Origin of the sequence: Rhodococcus sp. NPDC057014 (assembly GCF_042673295.1) — a bacterium.
Lineage (GTDB): Bacteria > Actinomycetota > Actinomycetes > Mycobacteriales > Mycobacteriaceae > Rhodococcus_F.
The window spans coordinates 1-19084 of the sequence record NZ_JBHUSF010000066.1; the positions used below are offsets into that span (position 1 = coordinate 1).

Below are 19084 nucleotides of genomic sequence, written 5' to 3' on the forward strand. Positions count from 1 at the left end.
CTCACGGGCGGCGGAGCCGCCTAGAACCCCAGCCTGCCCAGCTGCTTCGGGTCTCGCTGCCAGTCCTTGGCGACCTTGACGTGCAGTTCGAGGAAGATCTTGGTGCCGAGCAGTTTCTCGATCTGCAGCCGCGCCTTGGTCCCCACCTCGCGGAGGCGGGCGCCGCCCTTGCCGATCACGATGCCCTTCTGCGATGGCCGCTCGACGTACAGCAGCGCGTGCACGTCGAGCAGTTCGCCCTGCTTCTCGGTGCGTCCCTCGCGGGGGATGATCTCCTCGATGACCACGGCCAGCGAGTGTGGCAGTTCGTCACCGAGCCCCTCGAGAGCGGCCTCGCGGATGAGTTCGGCCATCAGCGTCTCTTCGGGTTCGTCGGTGAGTTCGCCGTCCGGGTAGAACGCCGGCCCCTCCTCCATCTTCGACGCGAGGACGTCGACCAGCACCTCCACCTGCTCACCGGACGCGGCGGACACCGGCACGACGTCCGTCTCCGGCCCGAGGAGCTTCGAGACCGCCAGCAACTGCTGCCCGACCATGTCCTTGCTGACCTTGTCGATCTTCGTGACGACGCCGACGAGCGTGGTCTTCGGCGCGATCTGCCGGACCTGCTGCACGATCCACCGGTCGCCGGGGCCGATCTTCTCGTCCGCCGGGATGCACAGGCAGATCACGTCGACCTCGGAGTACGTGTCGCGCACGAGGTCGTTGAGGCGCTGGCCGAGGAGCGTCCGGGGACGGTGCAGCCCCGGGGTGTCGACGAGGATCAGCTGCGCGTGGTCGCGGTGCACGATGCCGCGGATGGTGTGCCGGGTGGTCTGCGGCCGCGAGGACGTGATCGCGATCTTGCTGCCCACCAGCGCGTTGGTCAGTGTGGACTTGCCCGTGTTGGGCCGTCCGACGAAACAGACGAATCCGGAACGGAATTCGGATTTACTCATGGTGCTCCTCGATCACGGATCCATCGGTTCGCGCGAAGACGACGGCCGCCTGCGCACTGACTTCGTGTAGCGCGGCGATGCCCGGGTCGTCCGGGTTCCCGCCGATCACGGCTGCCGCCTCGAAACCCTCGGCACCACTCGACACCGCCGCCGCGACGGCCGCCTGCAGCGCGGTCAGCGACAGCGCCGTCAACGCGACCGCGCCGGCCGAGTAGGTGCGGCCGTCGAGATCGCGGACGGCGGCGCCCTGGCCACTTCCGGTGCGGCCGAACGCGCCTCGCGCGAGCACGACCAGTTTCGCGTCCTCGGCGTCCAGTTCAGTCATCGTCGCCCTCCCGTTCACGGCCATTGACGTCGTCGTCCTCGTCGATCGGTGCGCGTTGCACGAAGACCGTGCTGATCCGCACCCGCCCGCGCACGTCGGGCGAACCCTCACCGCGCAGGACGAGACCGTGCGAGACGACCTCCGATCCCGGGAGCGGCACCCTGCCGAGTTCGTATCCGATGAGCCCACCGACGGTTTCGACCTCGTCGTTCTCCACCTCGATGCCGAACAGTTCACCGAGATCCTCGATCGGCAGCCGCGCGGACACCCGGTACATGCCGTCGCCGAGGTCCTCGACCGGCGGGGTCTCGTCCTGGTCGTATTCGTCGGCGATCTCCCCGACGATCTCCTCGATGACGTCCTCGATGGTGACCAGGCCTGCGATGCCGCCGTATTCGTCGACAAGCACGGCCATGTGGTTGCGGTCGCGCTGCATCTCGGCGAGCAGGCTGTCGAGCGGTTTGGAATCGGGCACGAACACGGCGGGCCGCATCACGTCGCCGACGAGGACGCTGCGTCCGCCGTCACGCGAGTGATACGTCTGCTGCACGAGGTCCTTGAGGTAGACCACCCCGAGGACGTCGTCGACGTTCTCCCCGATCACCGGGATCCGCGAATGTCCGCTGCGGACGGCCAGCGACGTCGCCTGCCCGGCGCTCTTGTCGCTCTCGATCCACACCATCTCGGTGCGGGGCACCATCACCTCGCGGGCGGAGGTGTCGCCGAGTTCGAAGACGGACTGGATCATCCTGCGTTCCTCGTCGGCCACCACGCCGCGTTCCTGCGCCATGTCGACGAGTTCGCGCAGTTCGATCTCGGAGGCGAAGGGGCCGTTGCGGAATCCCTTGCCCGGGGTGATCGCGTTGCCGATCAGGATGAGCAGGCGGCTGATCGGGCCGAGCAGGGTTCCGATGACCTGCAGCGGGAACGACGTGATCAGCGCGATCGTGTAGGCGTGCTGGCGGCCGAGCGTCCGCGGGCCGACCCCGATCACCACGTAGTCGACGAGCACCATGATGACGGCGGTGAACGTCAGCGCCCACACGGGTTCGAGGAGATCGGACAGGCCTCCGACGAGCACCACCGTCGCCGTGATCTCACACAGGATGCGCAGCAGCACCATGAGATTCACGTAGCGAGGGCGATCCGACAGGATGCGGAGCACCCGGGTGGCGCCGGGGCGATCCTCCTTCGCCATCTCCTCGATGCGCGCGGACGAGATCGTGTTGAGTGCGGAATCGACGGCGGCGAAGACACCACCGAGAGGGACGAGGACGATCGCGAGGACGATCAGCGCGATGGCGCTACTCACAGAAGACCCTTCACGTGGCGGTTACTGATCCGGGGCGTCGAAGAACCCGGCCTTGCCGAGCAGCTTCTGGTCCCGGGCAGCGAGCGCGGCATCGCGTTCGGCCCGGCGCAGATCCTCGTACCAGTCGTCGAGCAACTGGTTCTGCAGGCCGAACATCTCCTTCTCCTCCTCCGGTTCGGCGTGGTCGTAGCCGAGGAGGTGCAGCACACCGTGCACGGTGAGCAGAGCGAGTTCGTGGGCGAGCGGATGACCGGCCTTGTCGGCCTGGTCGGCGGCGAACGACGGGCACAGCACGATGTCCCCGAGCATCGACGGTCCCGGCTCGGGTGAATCCGGGCGGCCGCCGGGCTCGAGCTCGTCCATCGGGAACGACATCACGTCGGTGGGACCGGGCAGGTCCATCCACCGCATGTGGAGGTCGGCCATGGTGGCCGAGTCCACGAGGACCATCGACAACTCGGCCGCGGGGTGCACGTCCATCCTCGCGATCACGAAGCGGGCAACGCTGATCAGCTCCTCTTCGGAGACGTCCATGCCCGATTCGTTCGAGACTTCGATGCTCATGTGTGTCGCTTCCTCCTGGTTCCGGCGACACTCACCCTACCGTCGCGGAGAACGCGAGTGCGCCGCTCTCCGCTGTGCGCGGTTCCCGAGCTCGACCTTGCCGTCCCGGTCCGCCTCGAAACGCTCGTACGCGTCGACGATGTCGGACACCAGCCGGTGCCGGACCACGTCGCTGCTGTTGAGTTCGGCGAAGTAGATGTCGTCGATGTCACCGAGGATCTCGGTGGCCGCGCGGAGCCCGGACCGGGCGCCGCCCGGAAGGTCCACCTGCGTGACGTCGCCGGTGACGACGACCTTGGAACCGAAGCCCAGCCGGGTGAGGAACATCTTCATCTGCTCGGCGGTGGTGTTCTGCGCCTCGTCGAGGATGATGAACGCGTCGTTGAGCGTGCGGCCGCGCATATAGGCGAGCGGGGCCACCTCGATGACACCCGACTGCATCAGCTTCGGGATGGCCTCGGGGTCCATCATGTCGTGCAGGGCGTCGTGCAGCGGCCGCAGGTACGGATCGATCTTCTCGTGCAGCGTGCCCGGCAGGAACCCGAGCCGCTCCCCCGCCTCGACCGCGGGGCGGGTGAGGATGATCCGCGACACCTGCTTGGTCTGCAGGGCCTGCACCGCCTTCGCCATGGCGAGGTACGTCTTACCGGTGCCCGCGGGCCCGATGCCGAACACGATGGTGTTGGCGTCGATCGCGTCGACGTACCGCTTCTGGTTCAGCGTCTTCGGCCGGATCGTCTTGCCGCGACGCGACAGGATGTCGAGGGTGAGTACCTCGGCGGGCGATTCACTGAGGCCCTGCGTGAGCATGCCGACCGTGCGGCGCACCGCGTCGGGGGTCAGCGGCTGCCCGCGACCGACGATGGCGCCCAGTTCGGCGATGACCCGCTCGGCGAGCGCGACGTCGCCCGGCCGTCCCGTCAACGTGACGGCGTTACCGCGTACATGGATGTCTGCGTCCAGGACCCGTTCGAGAGCGCGCAGATTCTCGTCGGAAGAACCGAGGAGGGGCGGGACCGTTTCGGGTGGGAGATCGATACTCGAACGCACGGTGCGTTCCGCCGGACGCGTGGCGCCGAACGTCTCGCCGTTCTGGTCTTGTTCGCTCACGTGAGGGATATGGCCTTCTTCCCGGTTCCTGGTCGGTCACGACGGTCGTCGCGATGAGGGAAGTCTATCGCTCGCAGGTCACAGCGCCCACCCGATTACGCGACGCCGTCACCGATCCGGGACGTCCGGATTCTCGCGCAGCCACCGCCGCGCCTCGTCCACGACGCGGGCGCCCTCGGCCGGCGTCAGCCCGAGCACCGCGAGATACGCGACGGCGAACGACTCGCCCGAATCCAGCACTTCGCCGGAATTCGCCTGGTCCAGCAGGGTGATCGTCATCGCTTCCGCGAGGGCCACCAGCACCGTCGACGACAGGTAGGACGCGAACACACCCGACTTCTGGCCGCGCTCGATCACCCGCACGTCCCGGTCGCGGACCACCCCGAGGAGGTCGTGGATACGCTGCTCGCCGAGTTCGCGGCGAGCGAACGACAGCAGCATGCGGAATCGGTCGCCGATCGGCCACGTCCGCAGCGCCATCACCGCGACCGCGAGGTCGGGACGCTCCGGCTGCCGCGCCTCGTCCCCCATGGCGACCACGAGGGCGGCGGACGCCTCGTCGGCGATGCCCTCGACGAGCGCCTCGCGGCTGGGGAAGTGCGCGTAGACGGTGCGGCGCACCACTCCGGCGGTGCGCGCGACGTCGTCCATGCTCGCGTCCGGGTCGGCGACGAACGCGGCCACTGCGGCGTCGAGGATCCGCGCCCGGTTGGCGCGCGCGTGACTTCGGCGGGTCTTCCCGGGGTCACCGGGCGACTTGGTCGGAACCGACACGGGCGAAACCCCCTCGCTGGTTGGTGTGATCCCCGTCAATCGTACTTGCACACCAGTGTGCAAGTAACTAACTTACACATCACTGTGCAAATCAATTGCGCGGGTCCGATCGAGCGCAACCCGAGGAGCGTCGACATGAGCATCGTGATGAACACACCGGTCTCCCGGATGGACGGGCCGTACCCCCGGCGCTGGGCCGCGCTCGGCGTGCTCTGCCTGAGTCTGCTGATCGTCGTGATGGCCAACACCGCCCTGATCGTCGCGGCCCCCGACATGACCCGCGACTTCGCCCTGACCAGCTCCGACCTGCAGTGGGTGATCGACGGCTACACCGTTCCCTACGCCGCGCTGATGCTCCTGTTCGGCGTGATCGGCGACAAGTACAGCCGGCGCGGCGCACTGCTCGCGGGACTGCTCGTGTTCGGCGCCGGAGCCGTCGTCGGCAGCCTCGCCGACACCACCACGGCCGTCGTCGCCGCACGCGTGGTGATGGGCGTCGGAGCGGCGATCATCATGCCCGCCACACTGTCTCTCCTCGTGGCCACGTTCCCGCGCGCCGAACGGGCCGGGGCCATCGCCGCCTGGGCCGCGACGTCTGGTCTCGCCATCGCCCTCGGGCCGCTGCTCGCCGGCTGGCTGCTGGCGAGCCACTCGTGGAACGCCACCTTCCTCGTGAACGTGCCGATCGCCGCGGTCGCGACGGTCGCGGCACTGATGCTCGTGCCGCCGTCGAAGGCCGACGGCCGGGGTCCGATCGACTGGCTGGGTGGGCTGCTGTCCGTGGTGACCATCGGGTCGCTCGTGTACGCGATCATCGACGGATTCCACTTCGGTTGGGGCGCAGGCGCGGTCGGCGCGGCGGTCACCGCGGCCGTGGGTCTCGGACTGTTCGTCGCGTGGGAGTTACGCCATCCGCAGCCGCTGCTCGACGTCCGCATGCTGGGCAGGCGCGAGGTGGGTGGGTCCACTCTCGCCGTGCTGCTGCTGTTCCTCGCGGCGTTCGGGACGATCTATTTCGTGTCGCAGGAATTCCAGTTCGTGCTGGGGCTCAGCCCTCTCGCCACCGGCGTCCACCTGCTGCCGCTCGCCGCCGCGGTATCGGTCGGCTCGCTGCTCAGTGGCCGGGTGCACCCGAGGCTCGGTACCCGGATCACCGTCGTCGCCGGCATGGTGATCGCCGCCGCGGGTGTGCTGCTGACGACCACCGTGGACGGCGGTGCGGGCTACCTCGACTTCCTCGCCCCGCTGATCCTGCTCGGCGCCGGAATCGGCCTGAGCGTGTCGCCCGCCACGGACGCCGTCATGGGCAACTTCCCCGAGAGCGACCTCGGCGCCGCGGGCGGCATCGACGACACCGCGATCGAACTCGGCGGATCGCTCGGGATCGCGATCCTCGGCTCGGTCCTCGCGTCGGCGTACAAGGACGGCATCGCCGGTTTCCTCGGAACGCTGCCCGTCGATCAGCTGTCCGGGGAGCAGGCCGCGCAGGCCGCCCGGGCGGTGGACGTCGCGGGAGACTCGATCGGCGGGGCCTCCGTGGTGGCCGCGGAACTGGGCGCCGACCCGCTGTTCGCGTCGCAGTCACAGGCGCTTCTCGACGCCGCGGGAACGGCGTACGCGAGTGCCGTCTCCCAGGCCGGACTGATCGGTGGACTCGCACTGGGCATCGGCGCGCTGGTCGTGGCGCTCGTCCTGCCCGGACGCACGGTCACACCCGAATCCGGTGACCGCAGTTCAGAACTCGCCGTCGTCGGACAGTAGGGCGTCCCGCGAGATCTTCCAGCACTCGGTCCCGGGGTTCAGGAACGCGTAGTGATCTTCCCCCTCGACGACGTGCAGCGCGATCGGATCGCCCGCTGCCCGCGCCGCCTCGCCGTACCGGACGCTCACCTTCGCCGGGACCTGCGCATCCTCCGTGCCGTGGATGCACACCACCGGCACCCCGGTGGGGATGCGGTGCAGCGGGGAGGCGGCGCGGTACCGGTCCGGGTCCTCGTCGAACGGCACCCCGAGGAGATCCTCGATGTACCCGATCCGCCTGCCGCGTTCCCCCGCGGAGGCGAGGTCGAGGGCGCCTGCCTGGGACACGACCTTCTGCGGCCGGACCGCCGTCTGCCGCTGACCGGCCAGCCACACCGCGAGTTGCCCGCCGGCCGAGTGACCGACGACCCGGACCTTCGACAGGTCGAACGGGACGGGCGACCGCTCGGCGACCGGACCGGCGATCGCGTCGAGCGCGGCGTGAACGTCGGCGGACATCTCGTCCCACCGGCCGCCCGCGCCGAGCCTGCGGTATTCGATGTTCCACACGGCGACGCCGTGCCGCGCGAGGTCGACCGCGAAACTCGTGCCGAGGTTCAGGTGGTATTTCCCGCTCCAGAAACCGCCGTGGACCACCATCACCACCGGCACCGGGGTCGATACCGGTTCCTCGGGCGGATAGAAGTGCCCGAACTGCTGCGGTTCGGTTCCGTAGGCGATGCGAATGCGGTCCACGGACAGTCAGGCTAGCGGGGCCGCGCCCCAGCGGTCGGTGAGGACGCCGATGGCGCCCAGCGCGACGGCGGCGGCGGTCGAGGTCCGCAGGACGTGCGGGCCGAGCAGCACCGGCACGGCGCCCGCCTCGGTCAGCGCGGTGATCTCCTCCTCGGAGATGCCGCCCTCGGGACCGACGACGAGCACGATCTCGGCGGCCGAACGCAGCGGAAGCTCGGCGAGGCCCTGCGCCGCCGCCTCGTGCAGCACGGCGACGACTCCGCCGCGGCCGGCCACCTCGCGGACGACGGCGAGTATTCCGGCAGTGCGGTGCAGGTCCGACACCTCGGGGACGATCGCCCGCCGGGACTGCTTGGCGGCGGCCAGAGCCGCGCTACGCCAGCGGGCGACACCCTTCGCGACCTTCGGGCCCTCCCACCGCGCCACGCACCGCGACGACTGCCACGGCACGATCGCGTCGACCCCGGCCTCGGTGGCCAGTTCGACCGCCAGTTCGGACCGCTCCGCCTTCGGAAGCGCCTGCACCACGGTCACACTCGGCGACGGCGCCGTCACCTGACGGCGCTCGTGAACGGTGAGTTCGAGCCGGTCCTTCCCGGCCGCCGTCACCTCGGTGTCGGCGAGACCACCCCGGCCGTCGGCCAGCACGATCCGCTCCCCGACACCGATCCGGCGCACCGTCGCGGCATGCCTGCCCTCCGGGCCGTCCAGGACGGCGGTGCTCCCCACCTCGGGCAGCGGGTCGAGGAAGAAGACCGTCGCCGCCACGGTCAGCGACCGCTGAACGCTTCACGCAGGCGCGAGAACAATCCGCCGCTGTGCTGGGACTGGGTGGAGACGACCTCGGCGACGTCGCGGTCGCGCAGGTCCTTGAGTTCGCGGAGCAGCTTCGTCTCCTTGTGGTCGAGGCGCGACGGCACCACGACCTCGAGGTGCGCGTGCACGTCGCCGCGGATACCGGAGCGCAGCTTCGGCATGCCGTGCCCGCGCAGGACCGTCACCGACCCCGGCTGGGTGCCCGGCTCGATGGTGATCTCCTTCGGCCCGTCGATGATCGTGTCGATCGTCACCGTCGTGCCGAGGGCGGCGTCGATCATCGGAACCCGGATCGTGCAGTGCAGGTCTTCGCCGTCGCGCACGAACACCTCGTGCGCCTGCTCGACCACCTCGACGTACAGGTCGCCTGCGGGTCCGCCGCCGGGGCCGACCTCGCCCTGCGCGGCGAGCCGGATCCGCATGCCGCCCGCGACACCGGCGGGCACCTTCACCGTGATGTCGCGGCGGGCGCGCACCCGGCCGTCACCGCCGCACTTGTGGCACGGGTCGGGAATCGTCTCGCCCGCGCCGCGGCAGGTGGGGCACGGCCGGGACGTCATGACCTGACCGAGGAACGAACGCTGCACGGACTGGACCTCGCCCGCGCCGCCACACGTCTCACAGCGCACCGGCGTGGAATCGCCGTTGGTGCCCGAACCGGTGCAGCTGTCGCACAGGATCGCCGTCTCGACGGTGACGTGCTTGCTGACGCCGGTCGCGCACTCCGCCAACGTCAGCTTGGTGCGCAGCAACGAGTCGGCGCCCGGCTGGACACGGCCGCGCGGTCCGCGGCCCGCACCGCCTCCGCCGCCGAAGAACGCTTCGAACACGTCGCCGAGGCCGCCACCGAAACCGCCGCCGAAGCCGGCACCGCCCCCGCCGCCGCCCGAGGAGAGGGGGTCGCCGCCGAGGTCGACGATGCGGCGCTTCTCCGGATCCGACAGCACCTCGTAGGCCGTCGAGATGTCCCGGAACCGGGCCTGCGCCGCCTCGTCGGGGTTCACGTCGGGATGCAGTTCCCTCGCAAGCTTGCGGTACGCGCGCTTGAGCTCCTGATCGGTCGCCTTCTGATCGACGCCGAGCGTTGCGTAGTAATCCCGTGCCACGTTGAGTCTCTCGTCCTTCTCTACTTCGTTATCTCGCCACTGGTCCGTTCGCGCTGTCGTCGCGCGGCGCTGTCGCCCGGCAGGCCGTCACCGCTCGGCGAGCACCTGGCCGATGTATCTCGCAACGGCTGCCACCGACGCGATTGTTCCCGGATAGTCCATCCGGGTGGGTCCCAGCACGCCCATTCCGCCGAGCACGGTGCCCGCCGCACCGTAGCCGGTCGAGATGACGGAGGTGCCGCGCATCTGCTCCACCTGGGTCTCCTCGCCGATCCGCACCGTCACCGTGCCCGCGTCCTGGGTGGCGGCCAGCAGCTTGAGCACCACCACCTGCTCCTCGAGCGCCTCGAGCACCGCGCGCAGCGAACCGGGGAATCCGCTGATTCCCGTGAAATCGGCCGCGTTGCGGGTCAGGTTCGCGGTGCCGCCCAGGACCAGTCGCTCCTCGGGATGCTCGACGAGCGTTTCCACCAGCACGGTGGCCGAACGCACCACGGCGTCGCGCAGATCCTCGGGTGCCTCGTCGGCCAGCTCCGACACGGCGATGGACGCGGCCGCGAGCCGTTTGCCGTCCAGGGCGCCGCCGAGCAGTCCGCGCAGCCGCGCCAGGTCCTCGTCGTCGAGGACGTCGCCGAGTTCGACGATGCGCTGATCCACTCGGCCCGAATCGGTGATGAGCACCAGCAGCAGACGGGCGGGGGTCAGCGCGACCACCTCGAGGTGCCGGACCGACGACGCCGAGAGTGTGGGATATTGCACAACCGCGACCTGGCGTGTGAGTTGCGCGAGCAGGCGCACACCGCGCCGGAGGACGTCGTCCAGGTCCACCCCGGACTCGAGGAAATCGAGGATCGCGCGGCGCTCCGCCGTCGACAGCGGCTTCACGTCGGCGATGCGGTCGACGAACTGCCGGTACCCCTTGTCGGTGGGGACGCGGCCCGAACTCGTGTGCGGCTGGGCGATGTAGCCCTCGCTCTCGAGGAACGCCATGTCGTTGCGCACCGTCGCGCTGGAAACACCCAGATTGTGCCGCTCGACCAGTGCCTTCGATCCCACCGGCTCCTGGGTCGAGACGTAGTCGGCGACGATGGCGCGGAGAACCTCGAACCGTCTGTCGTCCGTACTCGACATCGCCGTCCACCTCCAGTTCTCGATCGTCACGAGCAGCGACGTCACCGAACCTTCGTTCGGGTCGGCCGTCGCATCCCCTGAGCTACGCGCAGATGCACGTGCGTCTCGGCTCGGTCCAGTCTAATCGTCGCGTCGCCGATACCGGTTCAGGCCTTACTGTGGGGAGCGGAGACGAGCAGAGGCAACCACCACGGGCGGATGACGAGGCGATGATTTTCAAAGGTGTCATGGACGGCAAGCCGTACCCGGACCACGGGTTGTCGCTGCGCGACTGGTCCAAGATCCCGCCGCGGCAGGTGCGGCTCGACGAGATCGTCACCACGACCAAGGTTCTCGAACTCGACCGGCTGCTGTCGGAGGACTCGACGTTCTACGGCGACCTGTTCCCGCACGCGGTGCAGTGGCACGGGGTGCTCTACCTCGAGGACGGATTGCACCGGGCGGTGCGCTCGGCGCTGCGGAACCGCGTCGTGCTGCACGCCCGCGTGTTCGACTACGACGAGATGCCCGGCATCGTCACGGCCTGAGCCGGCCGCTGCACGTCAGCGCAGGACCGTCCGGACCACGGCGTCGGCGAGGAGCCGCCCACGGTCGGTCAGCACCAAGTGCTCCCCTGCATGCACCAGCAGTCCGTCGGCCACCACCGCTTCGGCCGCGCGCCGCTCCGCAGGATCCAGTTCCGCGACGGGAAGCCCGGTGCGCAGCCGCGCCGTCAGCATCACCCGCTCGACGTGGACGTCCTCCTCCGTCAGCTGCTCGCTGCCCCCGACCGGCAGGCTTCCCGCCGCCAGCTGGTCCGCGTAGCGCGCCGGATGCTTGACGTTCCACCAGCGCACACCGCCGACGTGGCTGTGCGCGCCCGGCCCGGCGCCCCACCAGTCGCCGCCGTCCCAATAGCCCAGGTTGTGCAGGCAGGCCGCGTCCTCGCGCGCCCAGTTCGACACCTCGTACCAGGTCAGGCCCGCCTCGGCGAGCCGGGCGTCGATCCGCTCGTACCGCGACGCGAGCACGTCGTCGTCGGGGGCGGGAAGTTCCCCGCGGCGCACCTTCCGCGCCAGGGCGGTGCCGTCCTCGACGATCAGCGCATACGCGGACACGTGGTCCACCCCCGCGGAGAGCACCGCGTCCAGCGACAGGTCGAGGTCCTCGTCGCGCTCACCCGGCGTCCCGTAGATGAGGTCGAGATTGACGTGCCCGAACCCGGCGGCCCGCGCCTCCAGCGCCGCCGCCACCGCCCGTCCCGGCGTGTGGGTGCGGTCGAGGACCTTCAGCACGTGCTGCGCCGCCGACTGCATGCCCAGCGAGATCCGCGTGAATCCGCCCGCGACCAACCGTTCGAAGAACTCCGGCGACGTGGACTCCGGGTTCGACTCGGTGGTCACCTCGGCGCCGTCCGCGAGCCCGAAACTCGAGCGGACCGCACCGAGGACGTCCGCCAGGCCGTCACCGCCGAGCAGGGACGGCGTGCCGCCGCCGACGAAGACCGTGTCGACGGCCGGGCCGCCCGTCATCTGCGCCGCCAGGTCGAGTTCGCGGCGCAACCCCTCCATCCACGACTGCGGCGACGCCGACGTCCCCAGCTCACCCGCCGTGTACGTGTTGAAATCGCAGTATCCGCAGCGTGTGGCACAGAAAGGCACGTGCACGTAGATCCCGAACGGGCGGCTCCCCACACCGCCCAGGGCGCTCTCGGGCAGAGCGAATGCCGCCGCCTCGTCGCGACCGACCGTGGAAGTACTCGTTCCGTTCACGGTTCCAGTCTCCCAGGCTTCTCGACCCGCGGTCCCCACCCGACTGTCCGCGGGCCCTCGTCGTGATATTTCCCGCAAAAATGGTGGAAATCGGTGCCCGGCTCTGCGTGAGCGATCTGACGTGGCACAATGGTCGACATGACCGGACCCGGAGTGCGACTTGTGGCGCGTCGTCACGTCGATCTCAAGCGTGTCTGCAGCTGTTGTTGTCTGCCCTGTCTCGCGCAGTAATTCAGCCTGTCAGCCCGTTCATCTTTCTTCTCGACTTCCGGCCGGATTCGAATGCCCGAGCGAGGATCAGCCCTCCTCCTCGGCCTCAGCCGGTGCATCGTGAGATTCAGGAGTGCTCCATGACGTCGACCACCGACGCCTCCCCCGCTGCCGCCCAGGCAGCACCCGCGCGCACGCGCACGGCGAAGCCGGCCCGGCGACGTGCCGAAGGCCAGTGGGCCCTCGGCTACCGCGAGCCCCTCAATGCCAACGAGCAGGCCAAGAAGGACGACAACCCGCTCAACGTCCGGGCCCGCATCGAGAACATCTACTCGAAGCAGGGCTTCGACAGCATCGACAAGGGCGACCTGCGCGGCCGCATGCGCTGGTGGGGTCTGTACACCCAGCGCGAGCAGGGCTACGACGGCACGTTCACCGGTGACGAGAACATCGACCTGCTCGAAGCCCGGTATTTCATGATGCGGGTCCGCTGCGACGCCGGCGCCCTGAACGTCGAGCAGTTGCGCACCATCGCCGGGATCTCCACCGAGTTCGCCCGCGACACCGCCGACCTCTCGGACCGCGAGAACGTCCAGTACCACTGGATCGAGGTCGAGAACGTCCCGGAGATCTGGAAGCGTCTCGAGGGCGTCGGCCTCAAGACCACGGAGGCGTGCGGCGACTGCCCCCGCGTCGTCCTCGGTTCACCGCTGGCAGGCGAGTCGCTGTCCGAGGTCCTCGACCCGACTCCCGCGATCGACGAGATCGTCCGCCGGTACATCGGCAAGCCCGAGTACTCCAACCTGCCGCGCAAGTTCAAGACCGCGATCTCCGGCCAGCAGGACGTGGTGCACGAGATCAATGACGTCGCGTTCGTCGGTGTCAACCACCCCGAGCACGGTCCCGGCCTCGACCTGTGGGTCGGCGGCGGCCTGTCCACCAACCCGATGCTCGCGCAGCGCGTCGGCGTCTGGGTGCCGCTCGACGAGGTTCCCGACGTGTGGGAAGCCGTCGTGTCGATCTTCCGCGACTACGGCTACCGCCGGCTGCGGAACAAGGCGCGCCTGAAGTTCCTGGTGAAGGACTGGGGCATCGAGCGGTTCCGCGAGGTCCTCGAGACCGAGTACCTGAAGCGCAAGCTCATCGACGGCCCCGCGCCGGAGAAGCCCACCCGCCCGATCGACCACGTCGGTGTGCAGAAGACCCGCAACGGTCTCAACGCCGTCGGTGTCGCCCCCATCGCGGGTCGCGTGTCCGGCACCATCCTGGCCAAGGTCGCGGACGCCGCCGAGCGTGCGGGCAGCGACAAGATCCGTTTCACGCCGTACCAGAAGCTGATCATCCTCGACGTCGCCGACGACAAGCTCGAGCAGCTGATTGCCGACCTGGACGAGGTGGGTCTGCCCGCACGTCCGTCGCACTGGCGCAAGAACCTGATGGCGTGCTCGGGCATCGAGTTCTGCAAGCTGTCGTTCGCGGAGACCCGGAAGCGCTCGCAGGTGCTCGTTCCCGAGCTCGAGCAGCGGCTCGCCGACATCAACGCGCAGCTCGACGTGCCGATCACGATCAACATCAACGGCTGCCCCAACTCCTGCGCCCGCTCGCAGGTCGCGGACATCGGGTTCAAGGGAATGCTCGTCGACGACGGCGAAGGCAACCAGGTGGAAGGCTTCCAGGTCCACCTCGGCGGCAGCCTCGGATTCGATTCGGCGTTCGGCCGGAAGCTTCGCCAGCACAAGGTCACCAGCGCCGAACTCGCTGACTACATCGATCGCGTCGTCCGGCACTTCGTGAAGCACCGCAACGAGGGTGAACGCTTCGCGGAATGGGTCGTGCGCGCAGACGAAGGAGACTTGCGTTGAATCTCGCGACAGCCACACAGGACGACCTCCGGCTCCTTGCCACGCAGGGGGCGGCAAGTCTGGAAGGCGCATCCGCTCGGGAATTGTTGCAGTGGACGGAAGACACGTTCGGCAGTGACTACATCGTCGCGTCGAATATGCAGGACGGTGTCCTGGTTCACCTCGCCGCCCAGGTTCATCCCGGCGTGGACGTGCTGTTCCTCGACACCGGCTACCACTTCGCGGAGACCATCGGCACCCGTGACGCCGTCGAGCAGGTGTACGGCGTCAACGTGATCAACGCGCGGGCCGAGGCCAGTGTCGCCGAGCAGGATGCGGCGGAGGGCAAGGATCTGTTCGCCCGCGAACCCAACCGGTGCTGCGCACTGCGGAAGGTCGCCCCGCTGAAGAAGACGCTCGCCGGCTACAAGGCGTGGGTCACCGGCATCCGCCGGGTCGAGGCCCCCACCCGCGCCAACGCCCCCCTGATCTCGTTCGACGACGCGTTCGGTCTGGTGAAGATCAATCCGATCGCCGCGTGGTCCGACGAAGACATGCAGTCCTACATCGACGAGCACTCGATTCTGGTGAATCCTCTCGTCGACGAGGGCTATCCGTCCATCGGGTGCGCTCCGTGCACCAGCAAGCCAGCCCCCGGCAGCGATCCGCGCAGCGGTCGCTGGGCCGGTCAGGCCAAGACAGAATGCGGGTTGCACGCCTCATGACCATCGACATCTCCACTTCCCTCGCCGAAGCCGCCGCCCGGCCGCAGTTGGACGGGTCGCAGTTCGACACGCTCGACGCGCTGGAGTCGGAAGCGATCCACATCTTCCGTGAGGTCGCGGGCGAGTTCGAACGCCCCGTGATCCTGTTCTCCGGCGGCAAGGACTCCACGGTGCTGCTGCACCTGGCGATCAAGGCGTTCTGGCCTGCGCCGCTGCCGTTCGCGTTGCTGCACGTCGACACGGGTCACAACCTGCAGGAGGTCCTCGACTTCCGCGATCACGTCGTCGCGAAGTACAACCTGCGCCTGCACGTGGCGAAGGTCGAGGACTACCTGGCCGACGGCCGGCTCACCGAGCGTCCCGACGGGATCCGGAACCCGCTGCAGACCGTTCCCCTGCTCGACGCGATCTCCGAGAACCGTTTCGACGCGGTGTTCGGTGGCGCTCGCCGCGACGAGGAGCGGGCCCGGGCGAAGGAACGCATCTTCTCGCTGCGCAACAGTTTCGGCCAGTGGGACCCGAAGAAGCAGCGCCCCGAACTGTGGAACCTGTACAACGGCAAGCACTCCCCCGGCGAGCAGGTCCGTGTCTTCCCGCTCAGCAACTTCACCGAACTCGACATCTGGCGGTACATCGCCCGCGACAACGTCGAGCTGGCCAGCATCTACTACGCGCACCAGCGCGAGGTGTACCAGCGCGACGGCATGTGGATGACGCCCGGCGTGTGGGGCGGGCCGTCCGAGGGTGAGGACCTGCAGACGCTGTCGGTGCGGTACCGCACCGTCGGCGACGGGTCCACCACGGGCGCAGTTCTTTCCGAGGCGGGCGACAACGAGGCGATCCTCGCCGAGGTCGCGGCGTCCCGGCTGACCGAGCGCGGCGCAACCCGTGGCGACGACCGAGTTTCCGAAGCGGCCATGGAAGACCGCAAGCGAGAGGGCTATTTCTGATCATGAGTGATCTTCTGAGGCTTGCCACCGCCGGCAGTGTGGACGACGGCAAGTCGACCCTCGTCGGCCGTCTGCTGTACGACACGAAATCGGTTCTCGCCGACCAGATCGACGCAGTCACCCGGGCGTCGGTGGACAAGGGACTGTCCACCCCCGACCTGTCGCTGCTGGTCGACGGCCTGCGCGCGGAGCGTGAGCAGGGCATCACGATCGACGTGGCGTACCGGTACTTCGCGACGCCCCGACGCTCGTTCGTGCTCGCCGACACTCCCGGGCACGTGCAGTACACCCGGAACACGGTGTCGGGTGCATCCACCGCGCAGCTGGTGATCCTGCTGGTCGACGCGCGCAAGGGTGTCATCTCGCAGACGCGCAAGCACGCCGCGGTTCTGGCGCTGCTCGGCGTCCCCAAGCTGGTGCTGGCCGTCAACAAGATCGACCTCGTCGAGGACCCGGCCAGCGTGTTCGCGACCATCTCGGCGGAGTTCAACTCGCTGACCAGTTCGCTCGGCTGGGCATCCGAGGACGTCGTCGAGATCCCGGTGTCGGCCCTGCACGGCGACAACGTCGCGGTGCGGTCGGAGAACACCCCGTACTACGACGGCCCCACCCTCATCGAGCACCTCGAGTCGGTGCCGGTCGACGCCGAACCCCACCGGGTCGGTCTCCGGTTCCCCGTCCAGTACGTGATCCGTCCGCGGACCGCCGAGTTCCCCGACTACCGCGGGTACGCCGGACAGGTCGCCGCGGGCGAGGTGACCCCGGGCGACGAGGTCGTGATCCTGCCGTCGGGTGTCCGCACCACGGTCACCCGCATCGACACGGCGGACGGCGAACTCGACAGCGCCCATGCCGGCCGCAGCGTCACTCTCGTGCTCGCCGACGACGTGGACGTCTCCCGCGGCGACGTCATCGCCTCCCCCGCCGACGCACCGGAGCCGCTCGGCGAGTTCGACGCGACCGTCTGCTGGCTGGCCGAGAAGCCGCTGCGTCCCGGCGCCCGCCTGCTGCTCAAGCACGGCACCCGCACCACGCAGGCCATCGTGGGCACGCTCGTCGAGCGTTTCAACGAGCAGGAGCTCACGTCGGAGGCCGCCCCGGAGTCTTTGGAGCTCAACGAGATCGGCAAGATCTCGGTGCGGGTCGCCGAGCCGATCGTCGCGGACGACTACACCGTGAACCGCCACACCGGCAGCTTCCTGCTGATCGATCCGGCCGGCGGTAACACGCTCGCGGCCGGCCTCGTCGGGGACGCCATCGCAGCGGTGGAGCTCGGCGAGCGCGTCTAGTGCGATGACTCCGCTGATCGCTGTCGCCCACGGCAGTCGCGACCCCCGCAGTGCGCGGGTGGTGGCGGCTGCCGTGTCGGCGCTGCGGGAGCGGCGCCCGGACCTCGACGTCCGGTTGTGCTTCCTCGACCTCAACGCGCCGTCCGTGGACCAGGTGATCGACGCGGTCGCCGCCGAGGGGCATTCCTCCGCCGTCGTGGTGCCGATGCTGCTGGGCAGCGCGTTCCACGCCCGCGTCGACCTTCCCGCTCTGCTGGACGCCGCCCGCCTCCGCCATCCCCACCTGCACGTCCGCCAGGCCGACGTTCTCGGGCACGACGCCCGGCTCGTCGAGGCCGTCCGGGACCGGATCGGTGAGGCCGTCGGTGCGACCGGCGAACCCGGACTCGGGATAGTCCTCGCCGCGGTCGGCTCCTCCGACCCGGCTGCCAACGACCGCACGCGCGCACTGGCCGGGGCGGTCGTCGCGGGCACCCGATGGTCGGGCGCGGTCGCGTGCTTCGCCACCGCGGCGGAACCCACGGTGCAGCAAGCGATTTCGAAGCTGCGGCGAAACGGCGCCGAACGCATCGTGATCGCACCGTGGTTCCTCGCGCCGGGACTGCTCACGGACCGGTTGAGCCGCGCCGCGGAATCCTGCGGGCCCGGCATCACCTACGCGGCCACCATCGGACCACACACCCGGCTGCTCGACGTCATGCTCGACCGCTACTCGCAGACGCACGCGGAACTGCAGCGGTACCGCGCCCTGTCGGCCTGAGCGCGTCGACCACCGCACGCCCGGCCTCCGGGTTCCCGACCGAGATCCGCACGTCACCGTTGGGATACGTGCGCGCGTGGATCCCGGCGCGGGCGAGTGCGTCACCGACGCCCGATCCGGGGACGTACAGGAAGTTGGCGTGACTGCGCGGGACCGGCATTCCCGCCGCCCGCAACGTGCGCCACAGTTCCTCGCGCTCGGCGACGATGGCGGACACCCGGGTCCGAAGTTCGTGCTCGGCGGCGTACGACGCCGTGACCGCGGGAACGGCGCCGCTGCCCATCCCGAACGGCAGTTGCAGCGTTCGAATCCTCCGTGCGAGAGCCGCATTCGCGAAGCCGAATCCGATCCGCAACCCGGCCAGACCGTACGCCTTGGAGAACGTGCGCAGAAACACGACATTCGGGTGTTCGGCGACGATGCGGTGCGCGTCCAGGAGCAGTCGGCGGTCGACGAACTCCACATACGCCTCGTCGAGAACGACGACCACCCGCTGCGGCACCCGGCGGAGGAAATCTGCCAGTTCGGCGCCATCGACGAGGGTTCCGGTGGGATTGTGCGGGCGGCACACGACGACGAGCCGGGTGCGGTCGTCGAGCGCGGCGGCCATCGCCGCCAGATCCTGCCCGCCGTCCGGGAGTATGGGTACCGGGACCGCGCCCAGTGCCGCGATCCGCGCGAGGATCGGGTACCCGTCGAATGTCGGGGCGGTGAACACGATCCGCTCCCCCGGCCCGGCGACGGAGCGCATGATCTGCAGGGCGACGCCGGTGGCACCCTCGCCCACCACCACCTGATCGGGTTCGAGCCCCTCGTGTTCCGCGATGACGCCGACCAGCCGGTCGGGCAGGAACTCCGGATACCGATGCGCCTGCCGCATCACACCGTCGAGCGCGGCGAGCACGGAGGGCAACGGGGCGAAGGGGTTCTCGCTCAGCGCCAGATCGAATCTCACGTCGGGCCCGGCGAGGGTCGGCGCCGTCATC

General features: G+C 69.3%; 20 protein-coding genes. 8 read left to right on the forward strand and 12 right to left on the reverse strand.

Annotation, left to right across the window (positions count from 1 at the left end):
- Window positions 1–20 precede the first annotated feature (20 nt).
- From era to ACFTZB_RS15710, 6 genes are all read right to left on the reverse strand, one after another.
- Complete coding sequence (gene era / locus ACFTZB_RS15685; RefSeq protein ID WP_378432756.1) at window positions 21–938, reverse strand: GTPase Era; 918 nt, start codon at window positions 936–938, stop codon at window positions 21–23.
- Window positions 931–1263 (reverse strand): cytidine deaminase, encoded by a 333-nt coding sequence (locus tag ACFTZB_RS15690; RefSeq protein WP_378432757.1) that lies wholly within the window; start codon window positions 1261–1263, stop codon window positions 931–933. Before ACFTZB_RS15690 ends, era begins: the two co-directional genes overlap by 8 nt.
- The gene (locus tag ACFTZB_RS15695; protein ID WP_378432759.1) at window positions 1256–2575 is read right to left on the reverse strand and encodes a hemolysin family protein; all 1320 of its coding nucleotides are present in this window, start codon (window positions 2573–2575) and stop codon (window positions 1256–1258) included. The genes ACFTZB_RS15690 and ACFTZB_RS15695 overlap by 8 nt, the downstream gene beginning before the upstream one ends.
- 21 nt (window positions 2576–2596) lie before the next feature.
- Complete coding sequence (ybeY, locus tag ACFTZB_RS15700) at window positions 2597–3139, reverse strand: rRNA maturation RNase YbeY (protein WP_072946632.1); 543 nt, start codon at window positions 3137–3139, stop codon at window positions 2597–2599.
- A gap of 36 nt (window positions 3140–3175) precedes the next feature.
- Window positions 3176–4249, reverse strand: coding sequence for a PhoH family protein (locus ACFTZB_RS15705; RefSeq protein WP_012688199.1), 1074 nt, complete (start codon window positions 4247–4249; stop codon window positions 3176–3178).
- 108 nt (window positions 4250–4357) lie between these two features.
- Window positions 4358–5023: a TetR/AcrR family transcriptional regulator gene (locus tag ACFTZB_RS15710; protein ID WP_378432763.1), complete on the reverse strand. Its 666-nt coding sequence runs from the start codon at window positions 5021–5023 to the stop codon at window positions 4358–4360.
- Between the two features lie 135 nt (window positions 5024–5158).
- Between ACFTZB_RS15710 and ACFTZB_RS15715 the strand changes: the two genes are divergently transcribed.
- The gene (locus ACFTZB_RS15715; RefSeq protein WP_378432765.1) at window positions 5159–6784 is read left to right on the forward strand and encodes an MFS transporter; all 1626 of its coding nucleotides are present in this window, start codon (window positions 5159–5161) and stop codon (window positions 6782–6784) included.
- Here ACFTZB_RS15715 and ACFTZB_RS15720 read toward each other — a convergent pair.
- The 4 genes from ACFTZB_RS15720 to hrcA all read right to left on the reverse strand — a co-directional run bounded on the left by ACFTZB_RS15720 (window position 6758) and on the right by hrcA (window position 10572).
- A complete protein-coding gene (locus tag ACFTZB_RS15720) occupies window positions 6758–7519 on the reverse strand; it encodes an alpha/beta hydrolase family protein (protein WP_378432767.1) in 762 nt (253 codons plus the stop codon). The two genes, ACFTZB_RS15715 and ACFTZB_RS15720, sit on opposite strands and share 27 nt — an antisense overlap.
- A 6-nt stretch (window positions 7520–7525) precedes the next feature.
- Complete coding sequence (locus ACFTZB_RS15725; protein WP_378432768.1) at window positions 7526–8287, reverse strand: 16S rRNA (uracil(1498)-N(3))-methyltransferase; 762 nt, start codon at window positions 8285–8287, stop codon at window positions 7526–7528.
- A gap of 2 nt (window positions 8288–8289) precedes the next feature.
- Window positions 8290–9441 (reverse strand): molecular chaperone DnaJ, encoded by a 1152-nt coding sequence (gene dnaJ, locus ACFTZB_RS15730; RefSeq protein WP_378432770.1) that lies wholly within the window; start codon window positions 9439–9441, stop codon window positions 8290–8292.
- An 87-nt stretch (window positions 9442–9528) separates the two neighbouring features.
- The gene (gene hrcA, locus ACFTZB_RS15735) at window positions 9529–10572 is read right to left on the reverse strand and encodes a heat-inducible transcriptional repressor HrcA (protein WP_012688203.1); all 1044 of its coding nucleotides are present in this window, start codon (window positions 10570–10572) and stop codon (window positions 9529–9531) included.
- A gap of 209 nt (window positions 10573–10781) precedes the next feature.
- Between hrcA and ACFTZB_RS15740 the strand changes: the two genes are divergently transcribed.
- A complete protein-coding gene (locus tag ACFTZB_RS15740) occupies window positions 10782–11099 on the forward strand; it encodes a type II toxin-antitoxin system VapB family antitoxin (RefSeq protein ID WP_005261240.1) in 318 nt (105 codons plus the stop codon).
- A gap of 15 nt (window positions 11100–11114) precedes the next feature.
- Here ACFTZB_RS15740 and hemW read toward each other — a convergent pair whose 3' ends face one another.
- Window positions 11115–12323 carry a radical SAM family heme chaperone HemW gene (gene hemW, locus ACFTZB_RS15745; protein ID WP_378432771.1) on the reverse strand — a complete coding sequence of 403 codons (1209 nt, stop codon included), beginning with the start codon at window positions 12321–12323 and terminating at the stop codon, window positions 11115–11117.
- A 138-nt stretch (window positions 12324–12461) separates the two neighbouring features.
- Here hemW and ACFTZB_RS15750 point away from each other — a divergent pair, with 138 nt between their 5' ends.
- The 6 genes from ACFTZB_RS15750 to ACFTZB_RS15775 all read left to right on the forward strand — a co-directional run bounded on the left by ACFTZB_RS15750 (window position 12462) and on the right by ACFTZB_RS15775 (window position 18098).
- The gene (locus ACFTZB_RS15750; protein ID WP_369426193.1) at window positions 12462–12554 is read left to right on the forward strand and encodes an Ms4527A family Cys-rich leader peptide; all 93 of its coding nucleotides are present in this window, start codon (window positions 12462–12464) and stop codon (window positions 12552–12554) included.
- A 119-nt stretch (window positions 12555–12673) separates the two neighbouring features.
- Complete coding sequence (locus tag ACFTZB_RS15755; RefSeq protein ID WP_378432772.1) at window positions 12674–14395, forward strand: nitrite/sulfite reductase; 1722 nt, start codon at window positions 12674–12676, stop codon at window positions 14393–14395.
- Entirely contained in the window at window positions 14359–15099 is a 741-nt protein-coding gene (locus ACFTZB_RS15760) for a phosphoadenylyl-sulfate reductase (protein ID WP_378432773.1), read from the forward strand. Before ACFTZB_RS15755 ends, ACFTZB_RS15760 begins: the two co-directional genes overlap by 37 nt.
- Window positions 15096–16049, forward strand: a complete 954-nt coding sequence (gene cysD / locus ACFTZB_RS15765; protein ID WP_378432776.1) for a sulfate adenylyltransferase subunit CysD — start codon at window positions 15096–15098, stop codon at window positions 16047–16049. Before ACFTZB_RS15760 ends, cysD begins: the two co-directional genes overlap by 4 nt.
- A 2-nt stretch (window positions 16050–16051) precedes the next feature.
- Complete coding sequence (locus tag ACFTZB_RS15770; protein ID WP_378432777.1) at window positions 16052–17338, forward strand: sulfate adenylyltransferase subunit 1; 1287 nt, start codon at window positions 16052–16054, stop codon at window positions 17336–17338.
- Between the two features lie 4 nt (window positions 17339–17342).
- The gene (locus ACFTZB_RS15775; protein ID WP_378432779.1) at window positions 17343–18098 is read left to right on the forward strand and encodes a sirohydrochlorin chelatase; all 756 of its coding nucleotides are present in this window, start codon (window positions 17343–17345) and stop codon (window positions 18096–18098) included.
- Here ACFTZB_RS15775 and ACFTZB_RS15780 read toward each other — a convergent pair.
- On the reverse strand, window positions 18034–19083 hold the full coding sequence (locus ACFTZB_RS15780) for an aminotransferase class I/II-fold pyridoxal phosphate-dependent enzyme (RefSeq protein ID WP_378432780.1): 1050 nt from the start codon (window positions 19081–19083) through the stop codon (window positions 18034–18036). The genes ACFTZB_RS15775 and ACFTZB_RS15780 overlap by 65 nt on opposite strands.
- Window position 19084 lies beyond the last annotated feature (1 nt).

What these genes read in the sequence shown, in the direction of transcription:
- ACFTZB_RS15690 (WP_378432757.1), bottom strand. Translation starts at nt 1,263, where the DNA reads ATGACTGAACTGGACGCCGAGGACGCGAAACTGGTCGTGCTCGCGCGA.
- ACFTZB_RS15770 (WP_378432777.1), top strand. Translation starts at nt 16,052, where the DNA reads ATGAGTGATCTTCTGAGGCTTGCCACCGCCGGCAGTGTGGACGACGGC.
- hrcA (WP_012688203.1), bottom strand. Translation starts at nt 10,572, where the DNA reads ATGTCGAGTACGGACGACAGACGGTTCGAGGTTCTCCGCGCCATCGTC.
- ybeY (WP_072946632.1), bottom strand. Translation starts at nt 3,139, where the DNA reads ATGAGCATCGAAGTCTCGAACGAATCGGGCATGGACGTCTCCGAAGAG.
- ACFTZB_RS15780 (WP_378432780.1), bottom strand. Translation starts at nt 19,083, where the DNA reads ATGACGGCGCCGACCCTCGCCGGGCCCGACGTGAGATTCGATCTGGCG.
- ACFTZB_RS15755 (WP_378432772.1), top strand. Translation starts at nt 12,674, where the DNA reads ATGACGTCGACCACCGACGCCTCCCCCGCTGCCGCCCAGGCAGCACCC.
- ACFTZB_RS15740 (WP_005261240.1), top strand. Translation starts at nt 10,782, where the DNA reads ATGATTTTCAAAGGTGTCATGGACGGCAAGCCGTACCCGGACCACGGG.
- ACFTZB_RS15715 (WP_378432765.1), top strand. Translation starts at nt 5,159, where the DNA reads ATGAGCATCGTGATGAACACACCGGTCTCCCGGATGGACGGGCCGTAC.
- ACFTZB_RS15760 (WP_378432773.1), top strand. Translation starts at nt 14,359, where the DNA reads ATGGGTCGTGCGCGCAGACGAAGGAGACTTGCGTTGAATCTCGCGACA.
- ACFTZB_RS15750 (WP_369426193.1), top strand. Translation starts at nt 12,462, where the DNA reads ATGACCGGACCCGGAGTGCGACTTGTGGCGCGTCGTCACGTCGATCTC.
- cysD (WP_378432776.1), top strand. Translation starts at nt 15,096, where the DNA reads ATGACCATCGACATCTCCACTTCCCTCGCCGAAGCCGCCGCCCGGCCG.
- ACFTZB_RS15775 (WP_378432779.1), top strand. Translation starts at nt 17,343, where the DNA reads ATGACTCCGCTGATCGCTGTCGCCCACGGCAGTCGCGACCCCCGCAGT.
- era (WP_378432756.1), bottom strand. Translation starts at nt 938, where the DNA reads ATGAGTAAATCCGAATTCCGTTCCGGATTCGTCTGTTTCGTCGGACGG.